Here is a 26,198-nt window from a genome sequence, read left to right as displayed (position 1 = left end):
AAACCGGGAACAAGAATATTCACATCACAATCATTTTCCCAACGGGCTTTTACTGAGATGAGCCAGCTTCCATCTTCACGTTGCTCCAACACACGCCCCACAACAGGCTTGCGCTCTTCCTGGGAGGGAGGCAGAGCAATGGTGCTGGGACCGGATTTCTTAAAAAAAGCAGTTGTCAAAGGACGGGTTGCGGCGTTGGTCAATTCGTCCAAGGCATTTCCGGGCAGTGAACCGCCCGCCTTGGCCTTATCTATGACCGTGCGGTATACATCCACTACCTGCGCAAGATAGGAAGAACTCTTGGTCCTCCCTTCGATCTTCAAGGATGCGATCCCCAGCTTGGCCAGCATGCGCACATAATGCACAAGGCAGAGATCTTCCGCTGCAAAAAATTCTGTATAACCGTCATGTTCAACCGCTTCCCAAACATCCTGACCGGGACGGGTCTTCTCCTCCACCCGCATTCCTGTAGCCTTGTATTCAAAACGGCAGGGATGGGTGCAGCGGCCCATATTTGCAGAACGGTCATTAAGCCATGCACTCAGAAAACAACGCCCTGAAATAGCCATGCACATGGCCCCGTGCACAAACATTTCCAACTCCATTTCAGGACATTTCCCGGCAATGTCAGTTACATCAGCAGCGGAAAGCTCACGCGCAAGGTTAACCCTTGAAGCTCCGAACTTCTGCCAGAATTTTGCGGCTTCGCTGTTTCCGGTATTAGCCTGAGTGCTGATATGCACCGGAATGTCAGGCAGGACCTCTGCTGCCAGCATGAGCACTCCGGGGTCGGCAATAATAAGTCCGTCCGGTGGGCATTCAGCCAGCTTTTCAAGATCAGCTCGGACCTTGGCGAGGTCTTTTTCTTTAGGATAGGCATTAACGCAAAAATAAACCTGCACATTGTTATTACGGCAGAGCTCAAAGGCCGCGGGAAGCTCCTCCCACTTAAACCCCGCCCCGGCGGAACGCAGGTTCAAATCCCCTGCTCCAAGATAAACCGCATCTGCACCATAAGTCACAGCGGTTTCGAGTTTTTCCATATTACCGGCAGGACAAAGAAGTTCCGGCATTTCACCAAGGATCGGACGGGCGATATCAGGATTGTCTGTTTTATTTTCTGTAGATGTATTCATAGTAAGATTAATAGTGTTAAATTTTGAGTCCTCTGGACTGCCTGAAGGCCTTTATCCCGTCAAGTACGCTGTGATGTACAAAAAGATTTCCAGTACCTTTACCGAGCTTGATATCCGGCTTTACAGAACCGTGAAAATCAGACCCTCCGCTGGGAAGCAAATCATACTTGCGGGCCAGACCTTTGACTATCCCGGTCATTTCAATGGAGTGCGAACTGTAATAAACTTCGATTCCCTGCAATCCCATTTCTTTTAAACGCCCTACTTCACGATCCAATTCTTCCTCATCAGAACTGAGCAGAAATGGATGGGCAAGAATAGCTGTAGCGTCAGTTGAACGCAGCAGGTTGAAGGCTTCTTCAGCTGAAATATTGTTCTTGGGATAATAGGCCTTACCTTTTTTACCCAGATAACTATCAAAAGCTTCATCAAAATTATGCACATACCCCTTCTGGAGCATGACCCGGGCCATATGCGGCCTGCCGAGGGTTCCGGCGGCCTGACCCTGCACCTCTTCCATAGAGATGTCAAAGCCGAGTTTTTGCAACTTAGCTACTACTGCTTCATTGCGCTCGATTCTCCTGGCGCGGACTTCATCAAAAACACGCTTCAAACGCTCAGAATACGGGTCCACCCAAAGTCCGACAATATGCAAAACTCCTACTTTGCTCTCAACACTTAATTCACAGCCGGGCACAACTTCAACTCCGGTTTTCACCCCGGTTTCAAGGGCTTCGGGCAATCCTTCCATAGTATCATGGTCGGTAAGAGCAATAGCGGTGAGTCCGGCTTCTTTTGCAGCCTTAACAAGTTCTTTGGGAGTAAATGTTCCGTCTGAAGCGGTGGAGTGGGTATGCAGATCAATGGCAGACATAATAATCTCCGGTAGTAGCGCAGAAAATGCGGGGTTGAGGAATTCTTTTTCTATAGTTATAGGGTAGGGATCAAACAATGTGCAAGGAGTACCTTTATGACTCTGAATAAAGAACTGGTCGACATACTCGTCTGCCCTAAATGCAAAAGCGAGCTGGAGCTTCTTCCCGGTGAAACAGGGCTCAAATGTGATGCCTGTAATGTTATCTATCCGGTCAAAGACGAAATCCCGATTATGCTCGTTGATGAAGCCGTTCCCGCTGACCAGTGGGAAAATAAATAAGTACAATTCTAAACAATGCGGGAACAGCCTTATTGGCTAACCGCGACACCACAAGGAGTTTCCATGTCCCAAGCCAAAGACGGCGACAAAATCCGCGTCCACTATGCCGGCTCCCTCGAAGACGGTACCGAATTTGATTCCTCTTACAAAAGAGACGAACCTCTTGAGATCGTTCTCGGTCAGGGTATGCTGATCAAGGGTTTTGAAGACGCTGTCAAAGGCCTTTCCGTTGGTGAAAAGGTAAAAGCTACCATCAGCCCCGAAGAAGGCTACGGCCCCTACCACGAGGAACACACCTTCGAAGTAGACCGCAACCAGATTCCGCCTGAAATCAACCCCGAAGTGGGCATGATGCTCCAGGTTAACACCGACCAGGGTGTTACCAACGTAACAATTAAATCCGTATCCGATGAGAAAGTTGTCCTCGACGGCAACCACCCTCTCGCCGGTCAGACCATGGTTTTCGAGATTGAACTGCTTGAAATCATGTCTTAATTTTTCATGGGTTTAGAGCCCAATTGAGAAGAATTAAATCCCCGTAGGAATCTTTCTGCGGGGATTTTTCTTTTATGTCGACAACTTACATATAAAATCTTCATTTATCCTGTAAAATATTATTGTTCCAACGTTGACAACCTAAACCGAATGCATATTTGTAATGCAGACGAAGAAAACAGGAGGTTATTTATGGTTATCGACTTTGGTTCATTCTATAACTTTCCGTATGAATTTGATAAAATATTCAACGACGTCTTTAATCCTCATCACCATAGACGGAGAAAAGTATCATATCCTCCGTTGAATATCGTAGAGGATGAAAACAACATATATATTCGTGCGGAAGTACCTGGAATTTCCATTGAAGATATGGAGATTACGGTCACAGATAAGAATCTTGTCCTTAAGGGAGAGAGAAAACTTCCTGAAGGAAGATACTTTCGTCAGGAAAGACCGTCTGGAGTATTCCAAAGAATTGTATCCATCAACACTACTGTAGATGTAGACAGAATCACTGCATCAACCAAAGACGGAATACTTAATATTACTCTTCCAAAAACTGAAGCTTCCGTTCCCAGAAAAGTCGGAATTACTGTTGAGTAAGGGAGGATTAATATGACTACTGAAAAAAATATGGAAAAATTCAGTCCCGCAACAGACATTGTTGAAAGTGAACAGGGCTTTTACATGTATGTTGACCTGCCCGGCGTAAGTAAAGAAGCCCTTGAAATAGACCTTGATGAAAACACACTCATTGTCTCCGGTAAGGCTGCTACTGCACTGGGCGAAGATGAAAAATTCATTGATCAGGAATTCTGCGAAGGCGAATACACCCGAAGATTTACCATCGCGGATGTTGTTGATCGAGAGAACATTAAAGCCAACCTGAAAAACGGTGTGCTGGAACTATTCCTGCCCAAGATGCCGGAAGTTCAGCCCCGCAAGATACAAATTACCAACGAATAAAAGAAGACCTCACTCCTTCACCCCCCTCGAGAAAGGCTCCCTCTACCACGGGGAGCCTTTTCCATTTAAATTTACTCCACGCCTTTCTCGTTCAAAAATCTGCCAAAGTCCTTGTCTGTTTTCATAATATGGTTCCGCAACCAGTCGGCAAGATACTTAAAGACCTTAACCGGCTCGACAGGGTTTCCGGATTTTACAAGCAGATCAAGAGCCTCAGCCTTCGTAGTAAAGTCATGATGCATTTTTTCATGCTCTTCATAATCAGGATAACCATATTTCTCCATAAACCTTTCTTCAGTGGAAAAATGGCTTACCGCATAATCGCACATATCTTTAACTAAAATCTTGAGGACCTTCTCCTCTTCCATATTTTTAACCGAGTCGTAAGCTTTGTTAATCATACCTACTAGCTGTTTATGCTCTGTATCTATGATGCTTACCCCGACCGAGTAATCATCATTCCATTCTAAAATCGGCATCCTAACTCCTATTCACGTATTATTTTTAAAAGACATTGATTTCTGACATTCTCTCAACATAAATGTACGAGGCCAGTAAACATATATTACTGCCATATCAAGTTTGCCCGCAAAGAGCGTTTCTGGTAAACCGCTATAAACCCTATTTAAGGAGGAAATTAAAAATGAAATTTTTCAAGATATTGTTGGTCAGTGCTCTTTTCTGTGCGGCCCTTTTCGCAGGAACCGCTAACGCAGCAGGCTCTAAAGTTTTCGTTAAACTGCAGACCAGCATGGGTAACATAGTGCTCGAACTCGACAAAGCCAAGGCTCCCATTACTGTGGAAAACTTCCTGCGCTACGTAAATGAAGGACACTACAGCGGAACCATCTTTCACCGCGTAATTGACGGCTTCATGATTCAGGGCGGCAACTTCGACAAAAACATGAAACAGAAGCCCACCCACGCTCCCATTGAAAACGAAGCCCGTAACGGCCTTTACAATGACAAATATACCATTGCCATGGCCCGCACCAATGATCCCCACTCAGCCACAGACCAGTTCTTTATTAATGTTAAGGACAACAGTTTCCTCAACTTCAAGTCAGAATCAGGCTCCGGCTGGGGCTACGCTGTTTTCGGTAAAGTCATCGGCGGCAAGAAGGTTGTCGACAAAATAGCCAAGACCGTAACCTTCCGCAAGGGACATTTCAGCGATGTCCCGGTGAAACCAATCACTATCATCAAGGCTGAAGAGCTTAAGCAATAATCAGATGTTAAGTTTAATCATTTATAATACCCTGTCACCATGTGGCAGGGTATTTTTTTTGACAACCCAACTTCGAACTTTTATGTAAGTGAATACTATAAGCTTCTAAAAATATTCCCGGAGGAAATTCCATGAACCTGAAGAATAAAATCGCCCTTTCACTCATAATTGCCCTGACACTCGGACTGGCCGGATGTCAGTCCGCTTACTACAAAACCATGGAAAGCTTCGGCTACCACAAACGAGACATCCTTGTTTCCAACGTCGAAAAGGCTCGGGAATCACAGGAAGAGGCCAGCGAACAGTTTAAAAGCGCGCTCGAAAAATTCAGTGCCCTGACCGGATTCCACGGCGGCGATCTTCAGGAAACCTACGAACGCCTCAACGATGAATATGAGAACAGCGAAGCAGCCGCACTGGAAGTACGCAAAAGAATTGATGCGGTTGAAGAAGTTGGAAACGATCTTTTTGACGAATGGAATGCTGAGCTTGACCAGTACACCAGCAGAAAGCTCCGCAACGAAAGCCGGGTAAAACTTTCCAAGACCAAAAGTAAATTCAAGCGGTTGCTCTCCGCCATGCGCAAGGCTGAAAAGAAAATTGACCCTGTGCTCAATGTTTTCCGGGATCAGGTGCTCTACCTGAAACATAACCTGAATGCTCAGGCCATTGCCTCACTCAAATCTGAACTGAACACCCTTGAAGCTGACATCGGCAGGCTGATCAAGGAAATGCAGCGTTCAATCGATGAAGCTGACGCTTTTATCAAGGAATTGAAAAAGAATTAAGAATGACAAACTGTCATTGAACTTAAAAACAAAAAATCCCCGGAGTAACCTTACTCCGGGGATTTCTTTTCGCGCTTGTTAATCGAATGCTGCGAAAACGGTTTAACCGTTAACTACCTGCAGCTGTTTTTTTACAAATTCCAGTTCGTCTTCAGATTTGGTCGCAGCCTGCTCAGCCAGAGCCTGAGCGCAGAAGGTAAGCATTACATCTGTATCAAGTCCCAGCAGAATGGAACCGTTGGATACAATACAGGTTTTACCCTGATCTTCCATCAGATAAGCCCTTTTGTCTCGCTCCTCACCATTTCTGGTTGCAATGGAATAGCCTGTGCGCCCCTTCTCGGTACTGTAAATCTTTTCAGATACCAGCTCCCCGCTGTCCTCGTTGTAGTTGAGGGATTCATTTTCAAGTTTTCCGACGAAGGAAATCTGGCCACCAAAATCATTTTCCAGAGTCACCCTTTTAAGGGCAGCTGACTTTTTCATGATCCTTGTCCACCGATGTTTCTCAAATGGGCAGTTTCAGTTGCTCAGAACCTTTCTTGTCATCCTTCCCTTTCTTGGGAGCCGCCTGCAAACCGGACTCAATATATTCCAGCAGGGAACTTTCCGGTACACGCCACTGGCTGCCAACCTTTATACCGCGGATCTTCCCCTCCTGAACCAACCTGTAGGCTGTTCTAGGATGGATTCTCAGCGTGTCGGCAATCTCACGTACCGTGTATAGCGTAGGCGATGGAGTCAAAGCCTTGTCCTGATTTTTCAAAATTACACTACGATGTAGACGTTATGACATTATTTGTCAAAAAATGTCAAAGAAATGCATTCCTGTCTCTTTATTTCTGCGACAATACTCCAACAAGCATTAAATCAACCGAAATTACAAAGGAAATAACCCAAAAAGCACTCTCCACTGAAAACCATCTGCAATCAAACATTCAAAATAAATTTCTTATTTTTTTAAAAAAAAGTAAAAAAAAGCCCTTTCGGCAGAACCGAAAGGGCTTAATTACATCTTGCTGGAGATAGCCTAGAATCTCAAACGAGGATCACGCGGCCAATATCCGTTATAGTCATAGCAGAGATAGACGGTAAACTTTCTGGACGGTTTCCCGCGGAAAGTGGTCTGAATAAAGATGGGTGAACTGACTCGTTTAAACATCTTCTTCATTTCTTCATTGGAATTGCTGTTAAATTTTTTAATAACATATACGCAATCCCAGCCGATCTTATCCACAGGACCGGGCCAAAGGTCATACTGATTCATACGCCGGTCAATCCATGCGCAATAAGTACGAGGCTGCCCCGGCACATAAAAAGCCAGAGCCGCAGTCATATCATACTCATCACTCATGACAAAAACTTTAGAGGGGTCCTTGAACTGCGTTCTTTCCAGCTCCACCACCTGCTGACCGAGGTCAGTCCAGCCTTTGAGACGATGCGTGGGGTTGAGATGATCCGGCAAGGGAACAAGGTTCTGGAAATGGAGAACTACAAAAATCACGAGACTCAAAGACATCCACAAAGAGCGAAAACGTCCTTTACGGCCCCAGAAACTTTCAAAAGCAAAACCGGCAATCATCACTCCGCTGACATATGATATGACTGCCCAGTTGCCGAGCACCTTGGCATGAAAACTCCAGAGGAAAAAGAAAATCCAGACAGGTAGAAAAAACACAGAGAGCAGTGCACTTTGCCTGTGATTCAAATTCATAAGGTTACGACCTTTGCCTGTAAGAACAAAGGCTAAAGCTGCAAATCCACCGATAAACATGAAAACCAGCCACCATGGGGTAGCCATACCGACCTGCTCACCCAAAAACGGCAGAAAGCGATCAAAACGCAACAGGTGGGAAGCCTTGTTCCCAGAAGCACCAACCAAATGCAGAACGTGTTTATAACCCACAAAATTATTCTGCATGTTCCAGATCAGGGTCGGCAGAAAACCAAGGAAAACACCGCCTGTAAGCGACAGGAACAGCTTGCGCCAGAATCCCCGCGGCAACCGTTCCCTGCGCATGAGCAAAAGTCCGTACATTACCGAAAGCCCGGCAAAGCCAAGCATGGTGTACTTAGCCAGAATTCCTATCCCAAAGAAAATACTGATCAGAAAAAAGGGTTTGGTCTGCGATTCATTGGAATCACGGTCCAGCCCCGGAGGATGCGGGATGGATGCTTTGTACAAAGCGAAAAGAGCGCAACTCCAGCATAGAATAAATGGATTGTCCGTGGTCATCAGAATTCCAAGAGCCAGATAAACAGGCATGGAATTATAGATAATCAGGGTCCAGACCGCAGCGACAGGTCTTTTCCACATACGGGCAACGCCCCAGAAAAGCACAATCTGAGTTAAAAACGATCCAACCACCGATCCAAAGCGGACTCCGAATTCAGTATTACCGAAAACAGAAGTCCAAAGCTTGATAATCCAAGCAATGAGCGGCCCTTTGGAATAATAGGTAAGCTGCATGTGCCGGGTCCAATCCCAATATTGAGATTCATCCTGCACAAGGTTGAGCTGCCCTGTTCCTAGAAACCAGAGGCGGGCAAAAGTACTGATAAAAATTATGGCAACAGCCCAGATTACGGGCTTACTTTTAAACGAATCATTTAATGATGACACTTAATGTGACCTCCTTGCGAGGAAACTACTTATCCGAGGCTGCATAAGAAAACAACAGCCCGTTTTACGGCAGATAAAACCAAAAACAAAGCCCCCGTTAGCAGGGGGCGGAGCATTCCAAAAAACTTTTCCCGGACTGAGTCTGGCTCCGGTTAAAGTCCCAGCTTCTTAATCCTGTCCTCGGGCTTGATTATCTCGGTAACCCTGAATCCAAAATTCTCATTGATTACAACAAGCTCACCACGCGCAACCAAACGGCCTTCCACGTACATATCCAGCGGTTCTCCGGCCAGTTTATGCAACTCGATAACCGTACCCTGACCGAACTGGATAATCTCGTTGACCAAAAGCTTGGTCCGTCCCATTTCAACTTTAACTTCAAGGGGGATATCCAGAATGCGTTTCAGACTTTGCTCAGCCATTTTATATAAACTCCGCTAAAAAACTTGATTAACTGAAGGCAGGATACAGCAAAAATCCGCAAACAACCAGCAAAAGACCAGTTCTTTAATTTCAGCCCCTTACTTAACCCTTTCCACAGACGGACCACCTTCTTTCTGTGGTTGCAAAGCCAGAATTGCATCCGCGCTTTCGGAAAATAAATCCAAAGGATGATGACTGATAACGAGCACCTGAAAGCCCAGCCTCTCAGCAATGGTTCTAATCAATTCCATGAATCCGGGCACAAGGTCAGGACGCAGCCAGCAATCCTGCTCATCCAGCACCAGAAACGGCCTATGCGCTTCGGGATTTAGTCGCGACAAAGCAATAAGCCGCAATCCCACAGATAAGATATTGCAAACCGAGCCGCCCTGCCCGACCATGATATCTTCTTCGCCGCCCTGATTTAAAATCTGGAAATCAACCTGCAGCTTTTTATCACGGATGGAAGCTACAGCCTTAACTTCACGATCCTGCCCGAGAATTTCACGGATGGCATGAGTCAGGTTGGTCTCAAGTTCGCTTAAAAGTTCACCGAACAAAGCGGTGGAAAGCTCTTCCAGCCGATCAGCCGCGCCCGGAGCAAGTTCCAGAAATTCATCAACCTTGCGCCCCTCTTCACGCAAAGACATCCAGTCATCCATGCGTGATAAAGCCTTCGCGCTCAAACGATCGGCACGGCGTTCTAAGGATTCTAGCGTAATTTCAGACTGTTCCATATAGGCCTCCGGCGGCATTAATTATTGCCTTCCAGATTATCCAAGCCTTCTTTAATCGACATGATGTGAGCACGATACTCGCTAACCAATCGTGCGTTTTCCGCTTTTTTTTCTTCCAAAAGCTTGCTCAACTCCTGCGGATCGCTGGTACCGTATTGAGCCTTGGATTCTTCTTCCAGCGCGGCAAGCTGGGTGGTGGTGCTTGCAAGCTCCTGCTCAGTACGTATTTTCTTGTCATGCAACCATTTATGCTGATCTTTGAGCAGATTAAGTTCCTGCTCAAGTCCATTTACAGGCTGATTTGCACCGTTATTCATTCCATTACCCATTGCCATCGGTAACCTCCGTATATAATTCCCAGATGAGAGTACTTTCCGGCTCTTCCGGGTCGATATTATCTGTTAAAAACTGCTTAAGCCCCTCGCCTTCATGGGTCCGTTTCCATGCCAGACGCTCAAGGCCCTGTAAAAATTTTGATTCAGCTGCTGCCGCATCTTCGGCCTCGGGCAAAAATTCCTGATTAGGAAAAACATCATAAAAATCACGATGCGGAATCTCCCATTTCTCAAGATCATCACAATCCGGGGTCCAGATTCCAGCCTGCGGTTTACGCTCAAGGGCAAGCCGGGAAAACACCAACCGGGTAATATTGCCGGGATTGGCCCAAGTGGTCATTCCCTTGGTGATGGATTCACGCGGGCGATGAATATGTCCGTTGATTATCCAGTCTATGCCCGTTTTTTCTTTAATAGCGTGCTGTTTTTTCTCACATTCGGGAAAAGAAATATTATGATGAGTCACCCATACTACTTTAATATACTTCCCATCCTCACGATCAAGTTCCTTGGGAATGGGTGTAGAATCCGGGGACGCACCAATCAGCACCAGCCCTTGCGGTGTCTCAAGCTCAAAGGCAGGACCCTGTTCGCTGATTAAGTTAATTACCCCGGCGGCATCAAGCACAGCCATGGAAACATCCGGAGTGAAACGGGCCTGATATTTGTCATGGTTACCCACCAGCACAAACGGCTTATACTTACCGAACAGCCCAATCATATCCACCAGCAATGAATTGCCGTTATCGCGCGGCCAATGGAAAAGATCACCTAAAATTAACGGGACCATGTCCAATTCAGCAGCCCGCTCAAAACAAGCTTCCAATTTATCCAACACATCCGCAGCAAAATCTCCCAGACGCTGGCCCGGAGGGGTGGAGGCAATATGAGGATCTCCGATAAGGAAAAGCCCGTTAGCTTTTACTTTCTCAAGACTCATTACTTTCCTCCCCGATCAACTTTTGCGCATCAAGATCACCGCCGCAGAGTGGACAATTCCCGATTTCAGCCAGACGGGCTTCAATTTTCTGCTTAAGGTCAGCTTCGGACTTTTCAAGTTCGGTCAAACGGTCCTGTGCGTCTGTCTGTGCTTTACGTAAAGCGGAAAGATTGTTCATAACCTGCATAACACCCGAGAAGTCATGAAGTTCCGGCGGGTCATTCAACGGAGCCAACACGGCAGTGCGGCGGAGAATCTCATCTTTTACCGAAGAGATGCCGGCCACATTGCGGATAGTTGCGGAAAGAGCAGTAACATCTTCCAGCAGAGGAGGAGATGCTAGCGGTTCCAGCACCTTACGTAGTGCCTTCTGTTTTTCTTCTGCAGAAGTAAGTTGATTTTGCCGCACAAGCTCCGCTTCCAGACGCTGTACCGGGAAAAGTTCGGGAGGTACTTGTAATCCGGCAAGAGATTTGGAGCTTTCTTTGAGAGCCTGACCATGAATACGCAAACGTTCCATGCCTGAAACAACACGCTCCAAAGGTGCTGAAGGGAAAAGTTCGGGTGCTTCCTGCAATTCCGACAATTCTTTTTCCCGCGCGCAGAGGCTGGCTTTATAATTTTCAAGCTCGCCCTTACGCTGCAAATATTTTTCTACCGCCGGGATTTCATTATCCAGAACATCCATCCGCCCTTTCAGTTCACGGGCGGTTTCAAGTTCCAGATTTACATCAGGAAGGGTTTGTAATTCATCAAGCTCAGTGCGTATTTCATCTAGTTTCTGCTGCTGGAAACTTTTCTCCCGCTTGGCAGCGCGGACACGGTTTTTAAGTTCGGTCTGCATAGCAAGCAAATGTGAGGCTTCCGAAGACGAAGCAAAAAACTGGGCAGCAACAGACGAAGGCTGATCAAGCAGAAAAATAGGATTACGCTGGTTGCCGATATGAACATCCAGCGATTTGCCGCCTTCCAGCGGAACCTGATTAAGACGCAGAATATTCAAAATATCTTCCGGGGTATTACGCCCGAACTTGGCGTAAACTTCCCATTCATCTTCACCGGGGCGCAATACTTCGTACCACGCAGTAGCCTTTTTACGAATCCATGCAACACGAACGCCGTCATCCATTTCCAATTCAACACGGGCCTGCTTGGCACCATGGCGAATAAAATGTTTCGGCAGCGGATTAGTAGCAATACAGCGCAAAGCCTCAACAATGGAAGATTTACCGCTGTTGTTGGGACCTGTCAGCACGGTCATGCCCGGACCGAGTTCAATCTCGGTTTCCGCATGGGCCAAGAAATTTTTTAATAAGATTTTTTTGATCATTTATGCCTTCGGCGACCAGAGGGGGAAAACTTTTAATAGGCTTCGCTCTGTCAACTAAGAGCAGCCTTTGAAATTTGTTCTGGTAATTCATTACCTGTCGATCATCTACTTTGCAATAAATGGGCAGTATTCAATTGAAGATGGGGTTAAGGAATTATCCTTCTTAAATAAAATTACCGGCGGTTCCATGATCAATCCCGGTTTGCCGCCCTTTACAGCTTCCAGCATCACTACTTTTGATGGGGAATCTATACGCCCGTGAATAAATTTCATGCGCTTGGGTTCCAGCTTGTGACGGGTGAAGGAATCCATCAGTTCGGTCAGCCGTTCTGCGAGAAAAACAAAGCAGACCCGCCCCCGGTTACGGACCATGCGTGAAGCCGTAGCAACAAATGCATCAAGATCGCAATCAACCTCGAAGCGGGCCTTGTTACGATCATCGTCGGGGCAGGCTTTCCCCCTGCCCTCGCTACGGTACGGCGGATTGGAAACCACCAGATCATAACTCCCGGCTGGCGCAAAATCCGGTGTACAAACATTGCCCTGCACAATACCGATTTCCTCGGCAAAGCCCAGACGCTGCACATTCTCTTCCGCAGCCGCAACCATATCAGGATTAATTTCCAGCCCGGTGATGGTAAGCCCTTTATCCGGATGACGCAGCATAATGCCCAGCGGAATAACTCCGCTGCCAGTTCCAAGATCAAGCACACGAGCCCGACTAGGAACAGACACGAAACTGCTGATCAATAATGAATCAGTGGAAAATCTGAAACCTGTTTCAGGCTGAACTAACCCGCGCGGAAAATATTCTCTGGAAATTTGAGGCATAAGAACAAACCAAAACTAATAAAAGTTTCTTTGGACCCGCTGAAAGCGCCGCCGGAGGCAAAATCAATCCATCAAAAAACGCGAGGCGCATCAAATCTTTCTTCGCAATGTTCCAACCAACATGCGGGCATCATCTGACTTGAGCAGCAGCGAACCAATTCCATAAACTACCATCCAAACCGGGATAAGTGCGAACCATATAATATCATACCCGGCACTGTACCATGCCCCTGCACCTATCAATGCACTGAGCAACACACTCTTTGCCACACTCCCAAACGGCATCGGGAAAAGTCCGGTCCTGCGGCCCATAATAATGGAAAGCAGCAGGCAGTTAAGCATGGAGGAAAGCGACACCGCCAAAGCCAGCCCCACATGGGCGATATGCTGCATGAGCAAATAACCTGCGCCGACGTTAACCAGCAAACACAAGATGGCGACCTTAACCGGAGTACGAGTATCTTCCTGCGCGTAAAATGCAGAAACCAGCGGACGGGACATGGCAATAAACGGAAGGCCGATTCCATAAGCCATAAGCGCCTGCGAAGTCGCTGTCACCGCCTGTGCATCAAAGGCCCCGCGCTGAAAAAGTAAACCGATAAGAGGCTCGGCAAGGGAGACCAAACCAGCCATTGCAGGCAGGGAAATAAACAGGATCAAGCCGACACTCTGCTTGAGGGTCTTGGCGAAATCATCATGCTGCCCTTCCACATACAGCTTTGCCAGACTGGGCAGGGCCGCTGTACCTACAGCTATACCGAAAACACCCAGAGGAAACTGCACAAGTCGATCTGCATAATATAGATATGAAACCGATCCCACAGGAAGAAACGAAGCCAGCAAAGTCCCCAACACAACGTTGATCTGATAGACAGCCGCTCCCAGAACGGTAGGCAGCATGAGTTTCCCCATGCGTTTTACACCGGGATTATCAAGCTCCGCCTTGCCGCGCCAATACAGCCCGATACGCTTAAGATAAGGCTGTTGCAGCATCCATTGCAGCACTCCGCCGATGAGCACACCCCAAGCCATGAACAGAGCCACGCTATTTCCGGTAAAATAGCCGATCAGTGCCGATCCGATCAAAGCAACATTGAGCATACACGGAGCCAGTGCCGGAGCCAGAAAATGACCCATGCTATTCAGGATGCCCATGCAAAGCGCAACACCGCAAATAAAAATTACATAAGGGAAACAAACTCTTACCAAATCAACTGTAAGAGACATCAACTCCGGGTTTCCGATAAATCCGGGAGCAATGAGCAGCACAATGTATTTAGCACCGACAATTGCCAGCACGGTAAGTGCTCCAAGAATGAGCAGCAGCCAAAGCATGGAAGACCTTGCCATTTCAAAGGCCGCAGCATCCCCCTGTTCCTTACGCACGCGGCTGAAAACCGGTACAAAAGCCATGGTCAAGGAGCCTTCTCCAAACAGCCTGCGCAGCAGGTTTGGAATACGAAAAGCCACAAAAAAAGCATCCGCAGGCAGGCCTGCGCCCAGCGCGAACGCAACAATAAGGTCCCTGACAAAGCCAAGGACCCTTGAAAGCAAAGTCGCCCCGGCTACTACCGAGGCGTTGCGGACTATTTTACTGGATTCAGCGGTCATCGCCCCCTAATCCTTCATTTTCTGGCAATTGCTGCAAAAAGTAGACGAACGTCCTGCGACGGTAGCTCCTTCAAAAATCTTTCCGCAATCAGGGCAGGGCTCGCCTTTCTTACCATAAACTTTAAAGCTGTTCTGAAAGCCTCCGGCATCGCCGCCCGCATCCACGTAATCGCGGATAGAACTGCCGTTTTCCTGAATAGCCTGCTTAAGCACAGCCTGCAATTCAGTGAAAAGTCTTACCAGAGATTCATTGGAAAGATCTGATGCCTTTGCCTTGGGATGAATGCCGGAACGAAACAAGGATTCGTCAGCATAAATATTTCCGCACCCGGCCACTATGGACTGATTGAGCAGCAATCCTTTGATCTGGGCCTTGCGTCCGGTGATGCGTTCCGCAAGCTCTTCGGCAGTTACTTCCAGCGGCTCGGGACCGAGATTTTTGTAGAAATCCCATTCCTGAAGCTCTTCATTGTTCAATGCACGTACTTCACCGAACTTGCGGGTATCGTGAAATTCAATAGAACCGCCGTCGGTAAGACCGAAAACAATACGGGTGTGCGGCTCGGGGGTGGTTGGGCCATCATGGGCCAGAACCCGTCCGGTCATCTTAAGATGAAAAGTTACATGCAAATTTTCGCCAAGATCCATGATCAGCAGCTTGGCGCGACGATGAATGCGGGTAATCTTCTCCCCGGCTACGCGTGAGGAAAACAGATACCACGGCATTTTTACAGAACTGTGGTTGAGAATTTTAACAGATTCAATTGTCTTGCCTTCAAGAGATTTGGCAAGCCCACGGGATATTACTTCTACTTCCGGCAATTCTGGCATTTTACACTTCCTGAAATATCTTATTTATCTTTCTTCATGCGGTTCAGCATGCCCATATCAAGATCGAAAAACTCACCGCGGCGGTCAATGGTGAAGACCAACGGCTTGTCTTCCTTGTGGGCCTTGGACCCGGCCATGTGCATGGCAGTCAGGCTGGTTACGGGAATACCCTGAGCTTTGGCAATAATGTCGCCGGGGCGCAATCCTTTTTTGTAGCCCTTACGGTCTCGTTTAACAGCGGTGATCACCGCCCTTCCCTGACGTATTTCAATAGTCATGCCCATGCGACTTTCATAAGCCGGCGGACAATAAAAGAATGAATCCGCTGCTGTGGGATAAAATTCATCACCACGCCAAGGCATGATGGTCATAACTTTAGCCTGCGGGTCAAGTACTTTCAGCCTGCGGGGTATGCCCCAACCGTGCTCAACATGTCCGCCCCCGGCTAGAATCACTACCGGATGACCGGAACTTCGGCGCAATTGCACAGCCTTTTCCGCCATTCCCGTATCCCAAAGGGATTGGACAAGAATAAAACGCTCAATTTGCTTGGAGTCGGTGGCATCGCGCCCCTGATGCATGGCGAGAATCTCTTTTAAACCTTCTTCCTGTTCAGGCGCGGGGGGGATTACTTCTTCCGGCAGCATGGCCCTGTCTTCCGGGGAAAGCCCTTCAAGACCTTTCTCGCGAACCTCTTTGACCACACGAAAAGGGAAGTTCAATCCGGCTACGGTCAGCCTGCGCTTTTCCGCCAGTTCGAAAATCGGCTTGAACATATTGAAGTCAAAACGCCAGCCGTTCTCCCAATCAAGTTCCTTGGGCAGTTCCGCTACCGGAATCTGACCTAAATTGAAACGATTCAGAATATCCTGCTTTTGAGCAGTTACCATCTCAAGACCGATTGCGACCTTAGTGTGCCCACGGGTCAAACCTTCAAGAATCTCAAACTGAGCCTTGTGGTCACAGATGGAGGTATGCCCTTCCCCGATGAGCACGTAGTCGGCCTTCGAGGCTTCAACCATGAGCTTATCGAAAGGAAGCGGATCTCCTACCGGATCAATATAATCCCCGGAACAAGGCAGGAAAGAAACCGCCATTTCTGGTGGAATGTTTTTCTTCACACAACCGCCAAGCACAAAAAAAAGTGCGCAAAGGACCAGAACGGCCCTTGCGCACTTGTTGATGGTATTAAAAGTCATACCCGGGCTAATCCCAGTTACGCTTATCTTCAATGGGCCTGATCTGCGGAGGCAGTGAGCCGGGAGTCAGAACCTTGAGGATTGGGCGCAGCTTGATCTTTTCGCGGAACATGTGCAGCAGCTCATCTTCACGCTTAAAGTTGGAAACCTCGATGTTGAGGATCATTTCATCAATGCCGCCGGGGTTGGTAACTTCGATCTGCCAACGTTTGACTTCTTCGAAGTGTGCCATGACCTGTTCCACCTGATGGGGGTAGACGAACATACCCTTGATACGTGCAGTGGTATCCACGCGGCCTACGATGTTTCCGAGGCGCGGTGTGGAACGTCCGCAGGGACAAGGAGTGCGGTCAATGTAGCTTAGGTCGCCGGTGGCGAGTCTGATCAGGGGGTAAGTCTTGTTGAAAGCGGTGATTACGATTTCACCAACTTCACCGTCCTTAAGCGGAATACCGGTATCGGGATGGCAGATCTCAACAAAAGCACGGTTGGTGATGTGCAGACCATTCTTGTGGTAGCACTCGTAACCGATACAACCTACATCAGCGGTTCCGTAACCCTGGCGCATGATCAGGTCGAATTTCTTCTCCAGATCGGAACGCATTTTCTCGGAGAATTTCTCACCGGTAACAAATGCGACTTCAAGGTACAGATCTTTACGCAGGTTCAGGCCGGCTTCTTCAGCCTTCTGAGCCAGATGCATCAGATAACTGGGAGTACCGACATAACCGGTAACACGAAGCTTCTGCATGATTTCAAGCTGGCTGTTGGTAGAACCGGGACCAGCAGGAACAACTGCGCAGTTAAGATTGCGCAGGGGTTCTTCAAACATAAGTCCGGCGGGAGCCAGATGATAGTTGAAAGTAACCTGAGCTACATCACCGGAACGGAATCCGGCGGCGTAGAAACCTTCAGTCCATCCCCAGTAATCATCGGAACGGTCTTCGGGATCGAAGATAGGACCGGGAGAAAGGAAGATGCGGCGCAGTTCGCCGAGGTCTTTGGTCAGCAATCCGCCGAGACGTGGTCCCATGGACTGCAGGAAGATTAATTCTTTCTTCTTTAATATAGGTATATGCTTAAGATCGGAAAGTTCTTTGAACTTATCGACTTGAAACTGAGCTCTGTCGAAACGTTTTTTGACGTCTTCAGAATAACGGTAGGCATAGGTCAAAAGTTCTTTAAGCTGCAGGGCGCAATATTGGCGTCTTTCACCTTCATCAAGAACTTCACGACGGCTATAGATGCCTTCGGTACGGTCTTTACGAGTCATTTATAGGTTTCCTCCATAATTTATTGCCAAATAGGTGTCGGCACTCCATTCAGCTTAGCCAATATAGGAAAACAAAACACATTTGTCAACTTTTTTACAACTTATCTTTTTATTTCAGGTAGATGCAATTAAAAAACACAACAACAAGAATTCAAGAGGTATATTAGAGAGCAAAGATTCTAACACTAAAACCAGAAAAAATAAACTTTTTTCATTTTTTTGGTTGACAGGAAGATGCTGTCTGGATAAAAGCTTCTTCGTTCGCACGGAGAGGGTCGTTAACTCAGTTGGTAGAGTATCTGCCTTTTAAGCAGAGAGTCGCTGGTTCGAGCCCAGCACGACCCACCACCCGAACAAATTCCGCGAGAGCGGAAATGATCTTTCAAAACGGCGGTCTATCAAAACCCGTTTAATAAAGTTCTTGACAAGCTTCGAGCAACTTGATAATCTTGATAGACGCGCTTTAAAATATACGGGTCGTTAACTCAGTTGGTAGAGTATCTGCCTTTTAAGCAGAGAGTCGCTGGTTCGAGCCCAGCACGACCCACCATTTTGAAAGAAAAGGGCATTTCATCTAAGATGAAATGCCCTTTTTCTGTATCTGGCGAAAACTCAAAAAGTCTTGACTCGGATTGTATAAATCATGATTGTGTTTTTTGTTCTAATTAACAGCCAACTAAATATACTGAGAGCCTCATATGCTGGACATGAACAATGAAGAAAAACACATTGCCCGTTATCTTAAAGGCAAATATCCAAACAAGGTCAAATCCCTATTCACTGCCATCCTTAAGAATGAAAAGACAAAAACTCTGGAAGTAGGATGCGGCTTTGGTTCTTCCGCTGTTTTCTTTGCCCTGAAAGGGAAAGAAGTCACCGCCACTGATCTTTCGGAAACAAATGTCAGCCAGACCCAGACCCTTTCCGACAGACACAATGTCTGTGTCCGCTGCCTGCCCCTTGATGCAACCAAGCCTCTCGATGAAAAATTTGATATCGCATATTCCTTTGATATGTTTGAACATCTCCCCTACGAGTTGCAGGAAGACCATCTCAAATCCATGTATAAGATGCTGGAAGAAGGCGGTATCTTCTACATCCGCGCTCCGCACCTTTACAACGTCCGACAACATATCCCGGAACACATCGGTCTGCCCACATACCGCAGCATTTCCGAACTCGGAACCAAGGCTGGCTTCAAAGTCCAACCTTTCTTTGGACATACAAGCTGCACAGCTCCCATGCCATTATACCTCAGTATTGAAAAAGCCATTGAAAAAATCAGCAATCCTGAAACAAGGTATCAAATGCTGAAAAAAGTAGGAATGGCAAACGTAGTTGTGAAGCTATCAAAATAATAAGACATAAATTTCATTCTAATAAAGAAGGGTATCAATTTAAAAATTGATACCCTTTTAATTTTCCAGAACGTTTCTTATCTACTTAAAACCTGTCAAAACCATCATCTTCGAGAGAAGAACTACCCGCAGGAAGCATGGGAGCAGGACCACCGCTTAACTTAAAGAAAGACATAGCCTGCTGCAAAAGCTGCCCCTGACGAGACAATTCTTCTGCGGTGGAAGCCATTTCTTCAGAGGCCGAAGCATTCTGCTGAATAACAGTATCGAGCTGCTGAATAGCCTTGTTAATTTGACCTACGCCGGTATTCTGCTCATTACTGGCTGCAGCAATTTCCTGCACCAATTCGGCTGTACGACTGATACTGGGTACCAATTCCTGTAGCATCTCCCCTGCTTTTTCCGCCACAACGACAGAAGATGAAGAGAGTTCACTGATTTCAGCAGCAGCGATACCACTGCGTTCAGCAAGCTTGCGCACTTCGGCGGCAACTACGGCAAAGCCTTTACCGTGCTCACCTGCCCTGGCTGCTTCGATGGCAGCGTTAAGTGCCAGCAAATTGGTTTGACGGGCAATCTCTTCAATAATCATAATCTTCTCAGCGATGCTTTTCATCGCCTGCACCGCTTCACCTACGGCTTCAGCACTCTGGGAAGCCTGAACCTGAGATTTCTCTGCAACCCCTTCGGTCTGGACAGCATTATCAGCGTTCTGCTTAATATTGGCAGCCATCTCTTCCATGGATGATGAGACCTCTTCAATAGAGGCAGCCTGTTCTGTCGCTCCCTGCGAAAGACTTTCAGCAGAAGCAGAAAGCTCCTCACTACCGCTGGCAACACTGTCGGAAGCACTATTTACCTCAGCGACAACACTCCGCAGCCTATGAACCATATTACGCATTCCATCTGCGAGCTTACCGAGTTCATCCTTGCGATCAAGGTTCACATCTGCGGAAAGGTCGCCTTCGCTTACATCAGCGACAAAATCCAAGCCCTTATTCAGAGGACCTAAAATTCCCTTCGCAATAATCCATGCCATAAGGATACCGATAACTACCGCTACAAGGCTGACAACAACGATGATCTGTCTCGTTGCGGCTGCGGCATCAAGCATTTGCTGATCGCTCATAATATTATCGGCAACCGTCTTGCGTACTTCCGTCAATATGGACTGAATCTGTTTAAGTGCCGGGACCGTGACTGTTGCATAGATATCAGTAGCCTCAGCAAGAAGTTTTGTTTCACCTTCATGCCACTGGATAAGGGCTTCAATCCTATCCAAAGTTTCAGCGGCATACTTTTCAACATTTGCAGAGAAATACTTCTGTGCTCCTTCCCTATCTCCACGGGCGAGATATGAATTAAGAGCTTTTACAGTATCGTGCAGCTTAGTATGCGGTTCATAGACCTTTTCCAAAAGAGCTCCGAATTCAGGGTGCTCTCTTCCCATCTCCTTAACCCTTGACGAATAAAGCCATTTACCCAATCCACACTTATGCGGATCTGCCTGAACAGTTATGGATTTGGAATCAGTATTCATGAGCTGCTTCAAGACAGCAACCATCCAATTTAGGTGGTCCACTTTCTTTTCTCTCAAAAAGCTGCCCATGGACGGGTCTACATTTTCATACTTCTCTTCAATCGCAATGGCTGATTTGTGCAACTTGTTGTGATGTGACTCGATCTTTGCCAGCAACGGTTTGATCTCAGGAACCAAATCTTCCGCTTTCTTGCGATCTTCACTGTAGTACCATTTACCGAAACCGCATTTATGAGGATCTGCCTGAACATCAATTTCGTGAACATCCTTATCTGTCAGTAGTCTATTCACTTCATTGGCCCAGTTCAGATGATCGACAATTTTCTGTACAAAATCTCCCCGGAGCTTATTCCCCGCAATAACCTCTTCTGCATTTCCAACTATTGTGCCGATTCCGGATATGGACCACCCCCCAAGTAGAACCAGCAACAACAATACAGCCCCAAAGCCTATTACAAATTTATAGGCTAATCTTAAATTCTTCCAATTCATAGTACACTCTCCTCTAAAGCACCATAAATCACACTCCCCGCTGTGATTACTTACCCCCTCACATTCTCAGAATCTAACACATTGAACTATCTAAAGGAATACCCAAAAATATATTTTCTATCATTATGGCTTCTTGAAATAAGGCTTTACTTGACTATTTTCTTTCTCAGTTATACTGGTAGGACCAGTAGACAGTAAGATGTCAGACCAACAATAAAAGGAATCCCGTTTCAAACACACAAGAGACCAGAATCATTATATGTGCGCAAAAATGTTTAAACCCATCAAGAAAGTCAGGGTTTCTGAAACAGCAGCCAAACAGCTGGAAGAACTGATTCAGAACAAGACTTTTGCCGAAGGCGAACCGCTCCCTTCCGAGCGCCAACTCATGAAGGAACTGCAGGTAGGCCGGGGTTCTATCCGCGAAGCACTTAGAATTCTGGAGATCAAGGGATTCATTGAAACACAGCCCGGAATCGGAGCTTTCGTAAAAAGCTACGAAGGGGATATTTTCAGCCCCCTCTCCACATGGCTGACTGACAATTACGAAGCTTTACGCCACTTTTTCGAAGTGCGCTCCTTGCTGGAACCCAGCACGGCCCGCATGGCTTCGGAACGGATTTCTGATGAAGACTTTGAGGAACTTTTGAAAACCCACGAAGAATTCAAGAAGACCGTCGAAGAAGAGGATCTGCCCCGCGCGATCATGGTTGATGCGGAATTTCACCGCTTAATCGGTAAGGCCACAGGCAACAAGGTTCTCTCATCCATTATGGATGCTCTTTACAAATCAATGATTGAAGGCTGGAAAGCTCCTCTGAAAATTCCGGGGCAGCCCAACAAAAGCTTGAAAGAACACGAAGAGATTTTGGCCGCAATCAAGAACCGAGATGGCGAACTGGCCGCACAGCTGATGGCTTCCCATTTACGTGAAGCCTTGAAAGCTCTGGGCGATGCCGGTTTGAATAAATAGGCAATGCGCGGCTAGCGGGCATTCTCTGCCGGAAGGTGTTGTAACCCTGCATGCGGCAAGGTTGCATATGGCGGAGACACGCATTGCCTTCCTTGCAAAAACAAACTTGAGGATCAAATTATGATGACCAACGAACAGGAACATCTCCGGCTGATATTCGCCGAAGCTCTGGACCGCGTTGATCCATATAAAATCATCACCAACAGGGTTTCCCTAAAAGGAGAAATCCTGACTGTCGCTATGGACGAGGGTGATGTGACTGTCGATCTTCAGGAATTCGAGCGCATTGTTGTTATCGGTACAGGTAAGGCTACAGCCAAAATGGCCCTCGCCATTGAAAAAATTTTAGGATCGCGCATTGAATCAGGTCTTATCTCGGTAAAATACGGACACACCGAAGAGCTCAAATATATCCGAACCATCGAAGCAGCCCATCCGGTACCGGACGACAACAGCGTTCGTGCTGCCCGTGAAATCGAAGAACTGGCTTGCTCCACCACCGACAAAACTCTGGTAATCAACCTTGTTTCCGGTGGCGGTTCCGCCCTGCTCTCCAGCCCTATGCATGCTGAGGTGGACGGGGAGAAAATCGAAGTAACCCTTGAGGACAAGCAGAATACCACTAAGGCACTGCTGGCCTGTGGTGCTGATATCAGCGCGATCAACTGCATCCGCAAACATCTTTCATCCCTAAAGGGCGGACGGCTTTTGCGCTGCCTGCGCCCTGCCCGCAGTTTGAACTTCATTCTTTCTGATGTTGTAGGTGACAACCTCGACACTATCGCTTCCGGACTGACCAGCTATGACCGCAGCACCTATTGTGATGCCATGTCCATCGTTGATAATTACGAACTGCGCGATAAAATCCCAGCCAACGTTGTCAGGGCCTTAGAGCTGGGCAACACAGGCAAGCTGCTTGAAACCCTGAAGAAAGATGAGTTCAGTGAAATCCGGGCCGATAACATCCTCATCGGCACCAACCGCATCGCCCTGCTCGGTGCGCGCGATAAAGCCGAAGAGCTTGGATATAATGTCCGTATGCTGACCTCTCGCCTGCAGGGAGAAGCTGCTGATGCAGCAGACATGCTTTGGGCTGTAGCTCAGGATGAGCGGGAGTGGGAACTTCTGGAAAAGAAACCGGCCTGCATAATTGTAGGCGGTGAAACAGTGGTTACCCTGAAAGGCAACGGCAAGGGCGGCCGCAATCAGGAAATGGCCCTGCAATTTCTTATGCGACTGGGACAGGATGAGCTTAACGGCGAGTCCATACACTTCCTCGCCGCATCAACTGACGGCAACGACGGCCCAACTGACGCAGCCGGAGGCTTTGCCGACTCTGCGGTTCTGGAAAAATCACGAGAAAAGGGACTTTCCATTGCCGAATATTTAAAAAACAACGACTCCTACCACTTCCTTCAAATGGTAGGAGCCTTGTTTAAAACAGGCCCCACCAACACTAACGTTTGCGACGTCCAATTGCTAATCGTTAAATAGTTGGCGGGATTCCGCTGAAAAGAAGGCCACTTCCATTCTTCCACTTCCCCAGGGAGTGGTCTTCTTTCCAACATAGGAGCAAGCACTTCCTTTAGCTTCCATTTAACCTGAGTGCAACCTATTCTATTTATTATAATCAGTACTCACTCCTATTTCCTAACATTTCTTACTGACGTTTCAGCAGCTACATCCCTCACTAAATCTTTCCAAATACTCCTCCCTGCCTAGGGATATTTGTGTTAATATCAATAGTAATTATTGATAGGTCTCACAATATTGGAGGGGTATTATGAATATTCTCGGCAACATGCGCATCAGTATTCGTATAGGGATACTTGCCACCGCTTTAGTTCTGATGATGGTATTCTCTGCAGCCTTAGGACTGAAACTAACATCAAATTCCAACCAAGGGCTTAAAACTGTTTATCTTGACCGAATTATTCCACTGAAACAGCTTAAAATCATTTCCGATGAATATGCTGTCAACATTGTCGATACATCGCACAAGGTTCGCAGCACTGCTTTGAACTGGAATCAGGGAATTGAAAATATTGATACAGCTCAAAAAAATATAAAAAATGAGCTTGAGGCTTACTTGGGCACGGAGTTGGTTGCAGATGAAGAAAGACTGGTCAACGAACTTAAACCTAAATTAGAGCTTGCCGATGAATCCATAGCAAAACTGCGTTCAATTATACAAGAAAAGAACGAACAGGATCTTGTAAGCTACATCCAACAAGAACTTTACCCGGTCATCGATCCAGTGACCGAGGTCATTGCAAAGCTCATTGATGTACAGCTCGTTGTTGCCGAAAAAGTATACCATCAGGCTGAATCTGATTACGCAGCAGGACAAAATACGATGATTGCGATCATTGTTGCCGCTATATTTATTTCTATCGTGGTTACCATCCTGATTGGTCGTTCCATTATGTCTCAGCTTGGAGGAGAACCTCAGGCAATTCAGCATATCGCCACCAGAATTGCAGCTGGAGACCTTGATGCAGCCAAAGAAATTGTCAGAGAGAAAGCTCAAGGAGTCAGCCTTGCCATGCTGGGCATCAACGACAGCCTGACTTCAATTTCCAGAGAACTAGAAGAAACAGTAGAAAAAATCAAACTCGGCGATCTGCGCTTCAGAGCCGATAGCAGCACTCTTTCAGGTTTCTTTGCCGGAATAATGAACAACGCCAATACTCTTGCTGACTCCCTTGTTGATTATCTTGATGATATTGCCAATCCCATCACCTGCATCGGCAAAGATCAAACCGTTTTGTTCAGCAACAAAGCTGCGCAATCTGCAGAACTCATCCCTTCCGCAGATAATAGAAAGGAATGCATCGGTCAGCTAAGTAATAATACTAATGGGAACCACTTCGAAAAAATCCTGAGCGCTGACGACCTTGTCCACAAAGCAAGCATCAATCCCGACACCACAGTATCATATACCGGTATTCCCATATCAGATAACAAGGGATCACTTACCGGAGTATTTGAAATCATTGTCGACCAGACAGAAGTTATCGGTATGCAGCGCAAAGTTGAGGCTCTGGCCGAACAGGCCTCCACTATTTCTGAAAGACTGGCATCTTCATCGGAATTACTAAACCAACAAGTCGATGAAGCGAGTCGGGGAGCAGCAATTCAAAGTGAACGAACTGCTGAAACAGCTACTGCTATGGAACAAATGAATGCCACAGTAGTGGAAGTTGCCCGTAATGCGGCAGAAGCAGCAGAAAACACCAACCTTGCCAGAACAAAGGCCGAAGATGGCGCAACAGTTGTTGGTAATGTTGTGGTTGCTATTGAAGACATCCAAAAACAGGCAGACGGGTTGCGGGCGGATACCGTTGAAATGGGCAAGTACGCTGAAGGAATCAGCAGTATCATTGAAGTCATCAGTGATATTGCAGACCAAACCAACCTGCTGGCACTCAATGCCGCAATTGAAGCCGCCCGTGCAGGTGAAGCCGGGCGCGGATTTGCTGTTGTAGCAGATGAAGTTCGTAAACTTGCAGAGAAGACAATGACAGCAACCACAGAAGTGAACAATGCAGTCACCGCAATTCAGACTTCAAGCCGCAAAAACATCTCATCTACTGAAGCTGCGGTAAAATCGGTTAACACAAGTACGGAACTAGCTGATAAGGCAGGAGAAGTCCTTAAAGAAATAGTAAACTACTCTGATGATTCTTCCCAGCGGGTGCAATCCATCGCTTCAGCATCCGAAGAACAATCCGCTGCAGCTGAACAAATCACCAGAGCCAGTGAAGAAGTCGACCGCATATCACAAGAAACCAGTAGTTCTATGCGCCAAGCAGCACATTCAGTTGACGAAATTGCAGAGATGACCAAAGAACTTGATAAATTGATTCAGGCGATGGTTTCATGATTAATAATCAGCCCTCCTAAAAAAACGGCCGCGATCCTAATTAG

Annotated in this window: 26 protein-coding genes, 2 tRNA genes and 1 pseudogene (1 of these 29 only partly in view); 12 read left to right on the top strand and 17 right to left on the bottom strand. The window is 47.0% G+C overall.

Annotated elements, in window-relative coordinates:
• Window positions 1-1,136, bottom strand: the 5' portion of a protein-coding gene (locus tag ACNI23_RS15685; RefSeq protein WP_420250093.1) for a peptidase U32 family protein. The gene continues 145 nt to the left of window position 1, outside the view; 1,136 of the gene's 1,281 nt are visible here — the first part of the coding sequence; its start codon is at window positions 1,134-1,136; its stop codon lies beyond the left edge, outside the window.
• 16 nt (window positions 1,137-1,152) lie between these two features.
• Window positions 1,153-2,010, bottom strand: coding sequence for a PHP domain-containing protein (locus ACNI23_RS15680; RefSeq protein WP_420250092.1), 858 nt, complete (start codon window positions 2,008-2,010; stop codon window positions 1,153-1,155).
• A gap of 96 nt (window positions 2,011-2,106) precedes the next feature.
• On the opposite strand from ACNI23_RS15680, the gene ACNI23_RS15675 reads away from it, so the two are divergent.
• The 4 genes from ACNI23_RS15675 to ACNI23_RS15660 all read left to right on the top strand — a co-directional run bounded on the left by ACNI23_RS15675 (window position 2,107) and on the right by ACNI23_RS15660 (window position 3,756).
• The gene (locus tag ACNI23_RS15675; RefSeq protein ID WP_420250090.1) at window positions 2,107-2,292 is read left to right on the top strand and encodes a Trm112 family protein; all 186 of its coding nucleotides are present in this window, start codon (window positions 2,107-2,109) and stop codon (window positions 2,290-2,292) included.
• A 63-nt stretch (window positions 2,293-2,355) separates the two neighbouring features.
• Window positions 2,356-2,787 carry an FKBP-type peptidyl-prolyl cis-trans isomerase gene (locus ACNI23_RS15670; protein ID WP_420250088.1) on the top strand — a complete coding sequence of 144 codons (432 nt, stop codon included), beginning with the start codon at window positions 2,356-2,358 and terminating at the stop codon, window positions 2,785-2,787.
• Window positions 2,788-2,979: 192 nt separating this feature from the next.
• On the top strand, window positions 2,980-3,393 hold the full coding sequence (locus ACNI23_RS15665; protein WP_420250087.1) for an Hsp20/alpha crystallin family protein: 414 nt from the start codon (window positions 2,980-2,982) through the stop codon (window positions 3,391-3,393).
• A 12-nt stretch (window positions 3,394-3,405) separates the two neighbouring features.
• Window positions 3,406-3,756, top strand: coding sequence for an Hsp20/alpha crystallin family protein (locus tag ACNI23_RS15660; RefSeq protein ID WP_012765655.1), 351 nt, complete (start codon window positions 3,406-3,408; stop codon window positions 3,754-3,756).
• Window positions 3,757-3,827: 71 nt separating this feature from the next.
• On the opposite strand, the gene ACNI23_RS15655 is transcribed toward ACNI23_RS15660, so the two are convergent.
• Entirely contained in the window at window positions 3,828-4,235 is a 408-nt protein-coding gene (locus tag ACNI23_RS15655; protein ID WP_420250085.1) for a bacteriohemerythrin, read from the bottom strand.
• A 164-nt stretch (window positions 4,236-4,399) separates the two neighbouring features.
• Between ACNI23_RS15655 and ACNI23_RS15650 the strand changes: the two genes are divergently transcribed.
• On the top strand, window positions 4,400-4,984 hold the full coding sequence (locus tag ACNI23_RS15650) for a peptidylprolyl isomerase (RefSeq protein WP_420250083.1): 585 nt from the start codon (window positions 4,400-4,402) through the stop codon (window positions 4,982-4,984).
• Between the two features lie 131 nt (window positions 4,985-5,115).
• A complete protein-coding gene (locus tag ACNI23_RS15645; protein ID WP_420250082.1) occupies window positions 5,116-5,772 on the top strand; it encodes a DUF2959 domain-containing protein in 657 nt (218 codons plus the stop codon).
• Window positions 5,773-5,874: 102 nt separating this feature from the next.
• Here ACNI23_RS15645 and ACNI23_RS15640 read toward each other — a convergent pair whose 3' ends face one another.
• From ACNI23_RS15640 to ACNI23_RS15580, 13 genes and pseudogenes are all read right to left on the bottom strand, one after another.
• The gene (locus ACNI23_RS15640; RefSeq protein WP_012765650.1) at window positions 5,875-6,258 is read right to left on the bottom strand and encodes a hypothetical protein; all 384 of its coding nucleotides are present in this window, start codon (window positions 6,256-6,258) and stop codon (window positions 5,875-5,877) included.
• A gap of 22 nt (window positions 6,259-6,280) precedes the next feature.
• On the bottom strand, window positions 6,281-6,538 hold the full coding sequence (locus ACNI23_RS15635; RefSeq protein WP_420250080.1) for a helix-turn-helix domain-containing protein: 258 nt from the start codon (window positions 6,536-6,538) through the stop codon (window positions 6,281-6,283).
• A gap of 264 nt (window positions 6,539-6,802) precedes the next feature.
• The gene (locus tag ACNI23_RS15630; RefSeq protein ID WP_420250079.1) at window positions 6,803-8,395 is read right to left on the bottom strand and encodes an ArnT family glycosyltransferase; all 1,593 of its coding nucleotides are present in this window, start codon (window positions 8,393-8,395) and stop codon (window positions 6,803-6,805) included.
• 152 nt (window positions 8,396-8,547) lie between these two features.
• Window positions 8,548-8,802 (bottom strand): annotated as a pseudogene (gene fliN / locus ACNI23_RS15625) (flagellar motor switch protein FliN); the annotation flags it as partial.
• 114 nt (window positions 8,803-8,916) lie between these two features.
• A complete protein-coding gene (locus ACNI23_RS15620; RefSeq protein ID WP_420250077.1) occupies window positions 8,917-9,555 on the bottom strand; it encodes an AAA family ATPase in 639 nt (212 codons plus the stop codon).
• A 17-nt stretch (window positions 9,556-9,572) separates the two neighbouring features.
• On the bottom strand, window positions 9,573-9,890 hold the full coding sequence (locus tag ACNI23_RS15615; RefSeq protein ID WP_420250075.1) for a hypothetical protein: 318 nt from the start codon (window positions 9,888-9,890) through the stop codon (window positions 9,573-9,575).
• Window positions 9,877-10,830: a metallophosphoesterase gene (locus ACNI23_RS15610; protein ID WP_420250074.1), complete on the bottom strand. Its 954-nt coding sequence runs from the start codon at window positions 10,828-10,830 to the stop codon at window positions 9,877-9,879. The genes ACNI23_RS15615 and ACNI23_RS15610 overlap by 14 nt, the downstream gene beginning before the upstream one ends.
• Window positions 10,820-12,160 (bottom strand): AAA family ATPase, encoded by a 1,341-nt coding sequence (locus ACNI23_RS15605; RefSeq protein ID WP_420250072.1) that lies wholly within the window; start codon window positions 12,158-12,160, stop codon window positions 10,820-10,822. The genes ACNI23_RS15610 and ACNI23_RS15605 overlap by 11 nt, the downstream gene beginning before the upstream one ends.
• Window positions 12,161-12,265: 105 nt before the next feature.
• Window positions 12,266-12,991, bottom strand: a complete 726-nt coding sequence (locus ACNI23_RS15600) for a tRNA1(Val) (adenine(37)-N6)-methyltransferase (RefSeq protein ID WP_420250070.1) — start codon at window positions 12,989-12,991, stop codon at window positions 12,266-12,268.
• A 90-nt stretch (window positions 12,992-13,081) separates the two neighbouring features.
• Window positions 13,082-14,602 carry a murein biosynthesis integral membrane protein MurJ gene (gene murJ / locus ACNI23_RS15595; protein ID WP_420250068.1) on the bottom strand — a complete coding sequence of 507 codons (1,521 nt, stop codon included), beginning with the start codon at window positions 14,600-14,602 and terminating at the stop codon, window positions 13,082-13,084.
• Between the two features lie 6 nt (window positions 14,603-14,608).
• Window positions 14,609-15,433 (bottom strand): bifunctional DNA-formamidopyrimidine glycosylase/DNA-(apurinic or apyrimidinic site) lyase, encoded by an 825-nt coding sequence (mutM, locus tag ACNI23_RS15590; protein WP_420250067.1) that lies wholly within the window; start codon window positions 15,431-15,433, stop codon window positions 14,609-14,611.
• A gap of 20 nt (window positions 15,434-15,453) precedes the next feature.
• Window positions 15,454-16,632, bottom strand: coding sequence for a ChaN family lipoprotein (locus ACNI23_RS15585; RefSeq protein WP_420250065.1), 1,179 nt, complete (start codon window positions 16,630-16,632; stop codon window positions 15,454-15,456).
• A gap of 7 nt (window positions 16,633-16,639) precedes the next feature.
• The gene (locus tag ACNI23_RS15580; RefSeq protein ID WP_420250063.1) at window positions 16,640-17,905 is read right to left on the bottom strand and encodes a phenylacetate--CoA ligase family protein; all 1,266 of its coding nucleotides are present in this window, start codon (window positions 17,903-17,905) and stop codon (window positions 16,640-16,642) included.
• A gap of 272 nt (window positions 17,906-18,177) precedes the next feature.
• On the opposite strand from ACNI23_RS15580, the gene ACNI23_RS15575 reads away from it, so the two are divergent.
• The 3 genes from ACNI23_RS15575 (at window position 18,178) to ACNI23_RS15565 (ending at window position 19,263) form a co-directional block, all read left to right on the top strand.
• Window positions 18,178-18,253 (top strand) — tRNA-Lys (locus tag ACNI23_RS15575).
• Between the two features lie 126 nt (window positions 18,254-18,379).
• Window positions 18,380-18,455 (top strand) — tRNA-Lys (locus ACNI23_RS15570).
• Between the two features lie 148 nt (window positions 18,456-18,603).
• Window positions 18,604-19,263, top strand: a complete 660-nt coding sequence (locus ACNI23_RS15565) for a class I SAM-dependent methyltransferase (RefSeq protein ID WP_420250061.1) — start codon at window positions 18,604-18,606, stop codon at window positions 19,261-19,263.
• An 85-nt stretch (window positions 19,264-19,348) separates the two neighbouring features.
• Here the strand turns inward: ACNI23_RS15565 and ACNI23_RS15560 are convergent, their stop codons facing one another.
• On the bottom strand, window positions 19,349-21,295 hold the full coding sequence (locus tag ACNI23_RS15560; RefSeq protein ID WP_420250059.1) for a methyl-accepting chemotaxis protein: 1,947 nt from the start codon (window positions 21,293-21,295) through the stop codon (window positions 19,349-19,351).
• 271 nt (window positions 21,296-21,566) lie between these two features.
• On the opposite strand from ACNI23_RS15560, the gene ACNI23_RS15555 reads away from it, so the two are divergent.
• The 3 genes from ACNI23_RS15555 to ACNI23_RS15545 all read left to right on the top strand — a co-directional run bounded on the left by ACNI23_RS15555 (window position 21,567) and on the right by ACNI23_RS15545 (window position 26,154).
• Window positions 21,567-22,268: a FadR/GntR family transcriptional regulator gene (locus tag ACNI23_RS15555; protein ID WP_157046898.1), complete on the top strand. Its 702-nt coding sequence runs from the start codon at window positions 21,567-21,569 to the stop codon at window positions 22,266-22,268.
• Between the two features lie 120 nt (window positions 22,269-22,388).
• Window positions 22,389-23,762, top strand: coding sequence for a glycerate kinase type-2 family protein (locus ACNI23_RS15550; RefSeq protein WP_420250058.1), 1,374 nt, complete (start codon window positions 22,389-22,391; stop codon window positions 23,760-23,762).
• Between the two features lie 289 nt (window positions 23,763-24,051).
• Entirely contained in the window at window positions 24,052-26,154 is a 2,103-nt protein-coding gene (locus ACNI23_RS15545; RefSeq protein ID WP_420250056.1) for a HAMP domain-containing methyl-accepting chemotaxis protein, read from the top strand.
• The last annotated feature ends 44 nt before the right edge of the window (window positions 26,155-26,198 follow it).

This window comes from Maridesulfovibrio pacificus (SeqCode) (assembly GCF_048612815.1).
Lineage (GTDB): Bacteria > Desulfobacterota > Desulfovibrionia > Desulfovibrionales > Desulfovibrionaceae > Maridesulfovibrio > Maridesulfovibrio pacificus.
Note: the sequence above shows the minus strand (reverse complement) of the source record. Positions and strands in the feature narration are given on the sequence as shown.

Bases quoted from the DNA above. Each gene is read 5' to 3' on its own strand.
- ACNI23_RS15680 (WP_420250092.1), bottom strand. From the start codon at position 2,010: ATGTCTGCCATTGATCTGCATACCCACTCCACCGCTTCAGACGGAACA.
- ACNI23_RS15675 (WP_420250090.1), top strand. From the start codon at position 2,107: ATGACTCTGAATAAAGAACTGGTCGACATACTCGTCTGCCCTAAATGC.
- ACNI23_RS15670 (WP_420250088.1), top strand. From the start codon at position 2,356: ATGTCCCAAGCCAAAGACGGCGACAAAATCCGCGTCCACTATGCCGGC.
- ACNI23_RS15665 (WP_420250087.1), top strand. From the start codon at position 2,980: ATGGTTATCGACTTTGGTTCATTCTATAACTTTCCGTATGAATTTGAT.
- ACNI23_RS15660 (WP_012765655.1), top strand. From the start codon at position 3,406: ATGACTACTGAAAAAAATATGGAAAAATTCAGTCCCGCAACAGACATT.
- ACNI23_RS15655 (WP_420250085.1), bottom strand. From the start codon at position 4,235: ATGCCGATTTTAGAATGGAATGATGATTACTCGGTCGGGGTAAGCATC.
- ACNI23_RS15650 (WP_420250083.1), top strand. From the start codon at position 4,400: ATGAAATTTTTCAAGATATTGTTGGTCAGTGCTCTTTTCTGTGCGGCC.
- ACNI23_RS15645 (WP_420250082.1), top strand. From the start codon at position 5,116: ATGAACCTGAAGAATAAAATCGCCCTTTCACTCATAATTGCCCTGACA.
- ACNI23_RS15640 (WP_012765650.1), bottom strand. From the start codon at position 6,258: ATGAAAAAGTCAGCTGCCCTTAAAAGGGTGACTCTGGAAAATGATTTT.
- ACNI23_RS15620 (WP_420250077.1), bottom strand. From the start codon at position 9,555: ATGGAACAGTCTGAAATTACGCTAGAATCCTTAGAACGCCGTGCCGAT.
- ACNI23_RS15615 (WP_420250075.1), bottom strand. From the start codon at position 9,890: ATGGCAATGGGTAATGGAATGAATAACGGTGCAAATCAGCCTGTAAAT.
- ACNI23_RS15610 (WP_420250074.1), bottom strand. From the start codon at position 10,830: ATGAGTCTTGAGAAAGTAAAAGCTAACGGGCTTTTCCTTATCGGAGAT.
- ACNI23_RS15605 (WP_420250072.1), bottom strand. From the start codon at position 12,160: ATGATCAAAAAAATCTTATTAAAAAATTTCTTGGCCCATGCGGAAACC.
- ACNI23_RS15600 (WP_420250070.1), bottom strand. From the start codon at position 12,991: ATGCCTCAAATTTCCAGAGAATATTTTCCGCGCGGGTTAGTTCAGCCT.
- murJ (WP_420250068.1), bottom strand. From the start codon at position 14,602: ATGACCGCTGAATCCAGTAAAATAGTCCGCAACGCCTCGGTAGTAGCC.
- mutM (WP_420250067.1), bottom strand. From the start codon at position 15,433: ATGCCAGAATTGCCGGAAGTAGAAGTAATATCCCGTGGGCTTGCCAAA.
- ACNI23_RS15585 (WP_420250065.1), bottom strand. From the start codon at position 16,632: ATGACTTTTAATACCATCAACAAGTGCGCAAGGGCCGTTCTGGTCCTT.
- ACNI23_RS15580 (WP_420250063.1), bottom strand. From the start codon at position 17,905: ATGACTCGTAAAGACCGTACCGAAGGCATCTATAGCCGTCGTGAAGTT.
- ACNI23_RS15565 (WP_420250061.1), top strand. From the start codon at position 18,604: ATGCTGGACATGAACAATGAAGAAAAACACATTGCCCGTTATCTTAAA.
- ACNI23_RS15560 (WP_420250059.1), bottom strand. From the start codon at position 21,295: ATGAATTGGAAGAATTTAAGATTAGCCTATAAATTTGTAATAGGCTTT.
- ACNI23_RS15555 (WP_157046898.1), top strand. From the start codon at position 21,567: ATGTTTAAACCCATCAAGAAAGTCAGGGTTTCTGAAACAGCAGCCAAA.
- ACNI23_RS15550 (WP_420250058.1), top strand. From the start codon at position 22,389: ATGATGACCAACGAACAGGAACATCTCCGGCTGATATTCGCCGAAGCT.
- ACNI23_RS15545 (WP_420250056.1), top strand. From the start codon at position 24,052: ATGAATATTCTCGGCAACATGCGCATCAGTATTCGTATAGGGATACTT.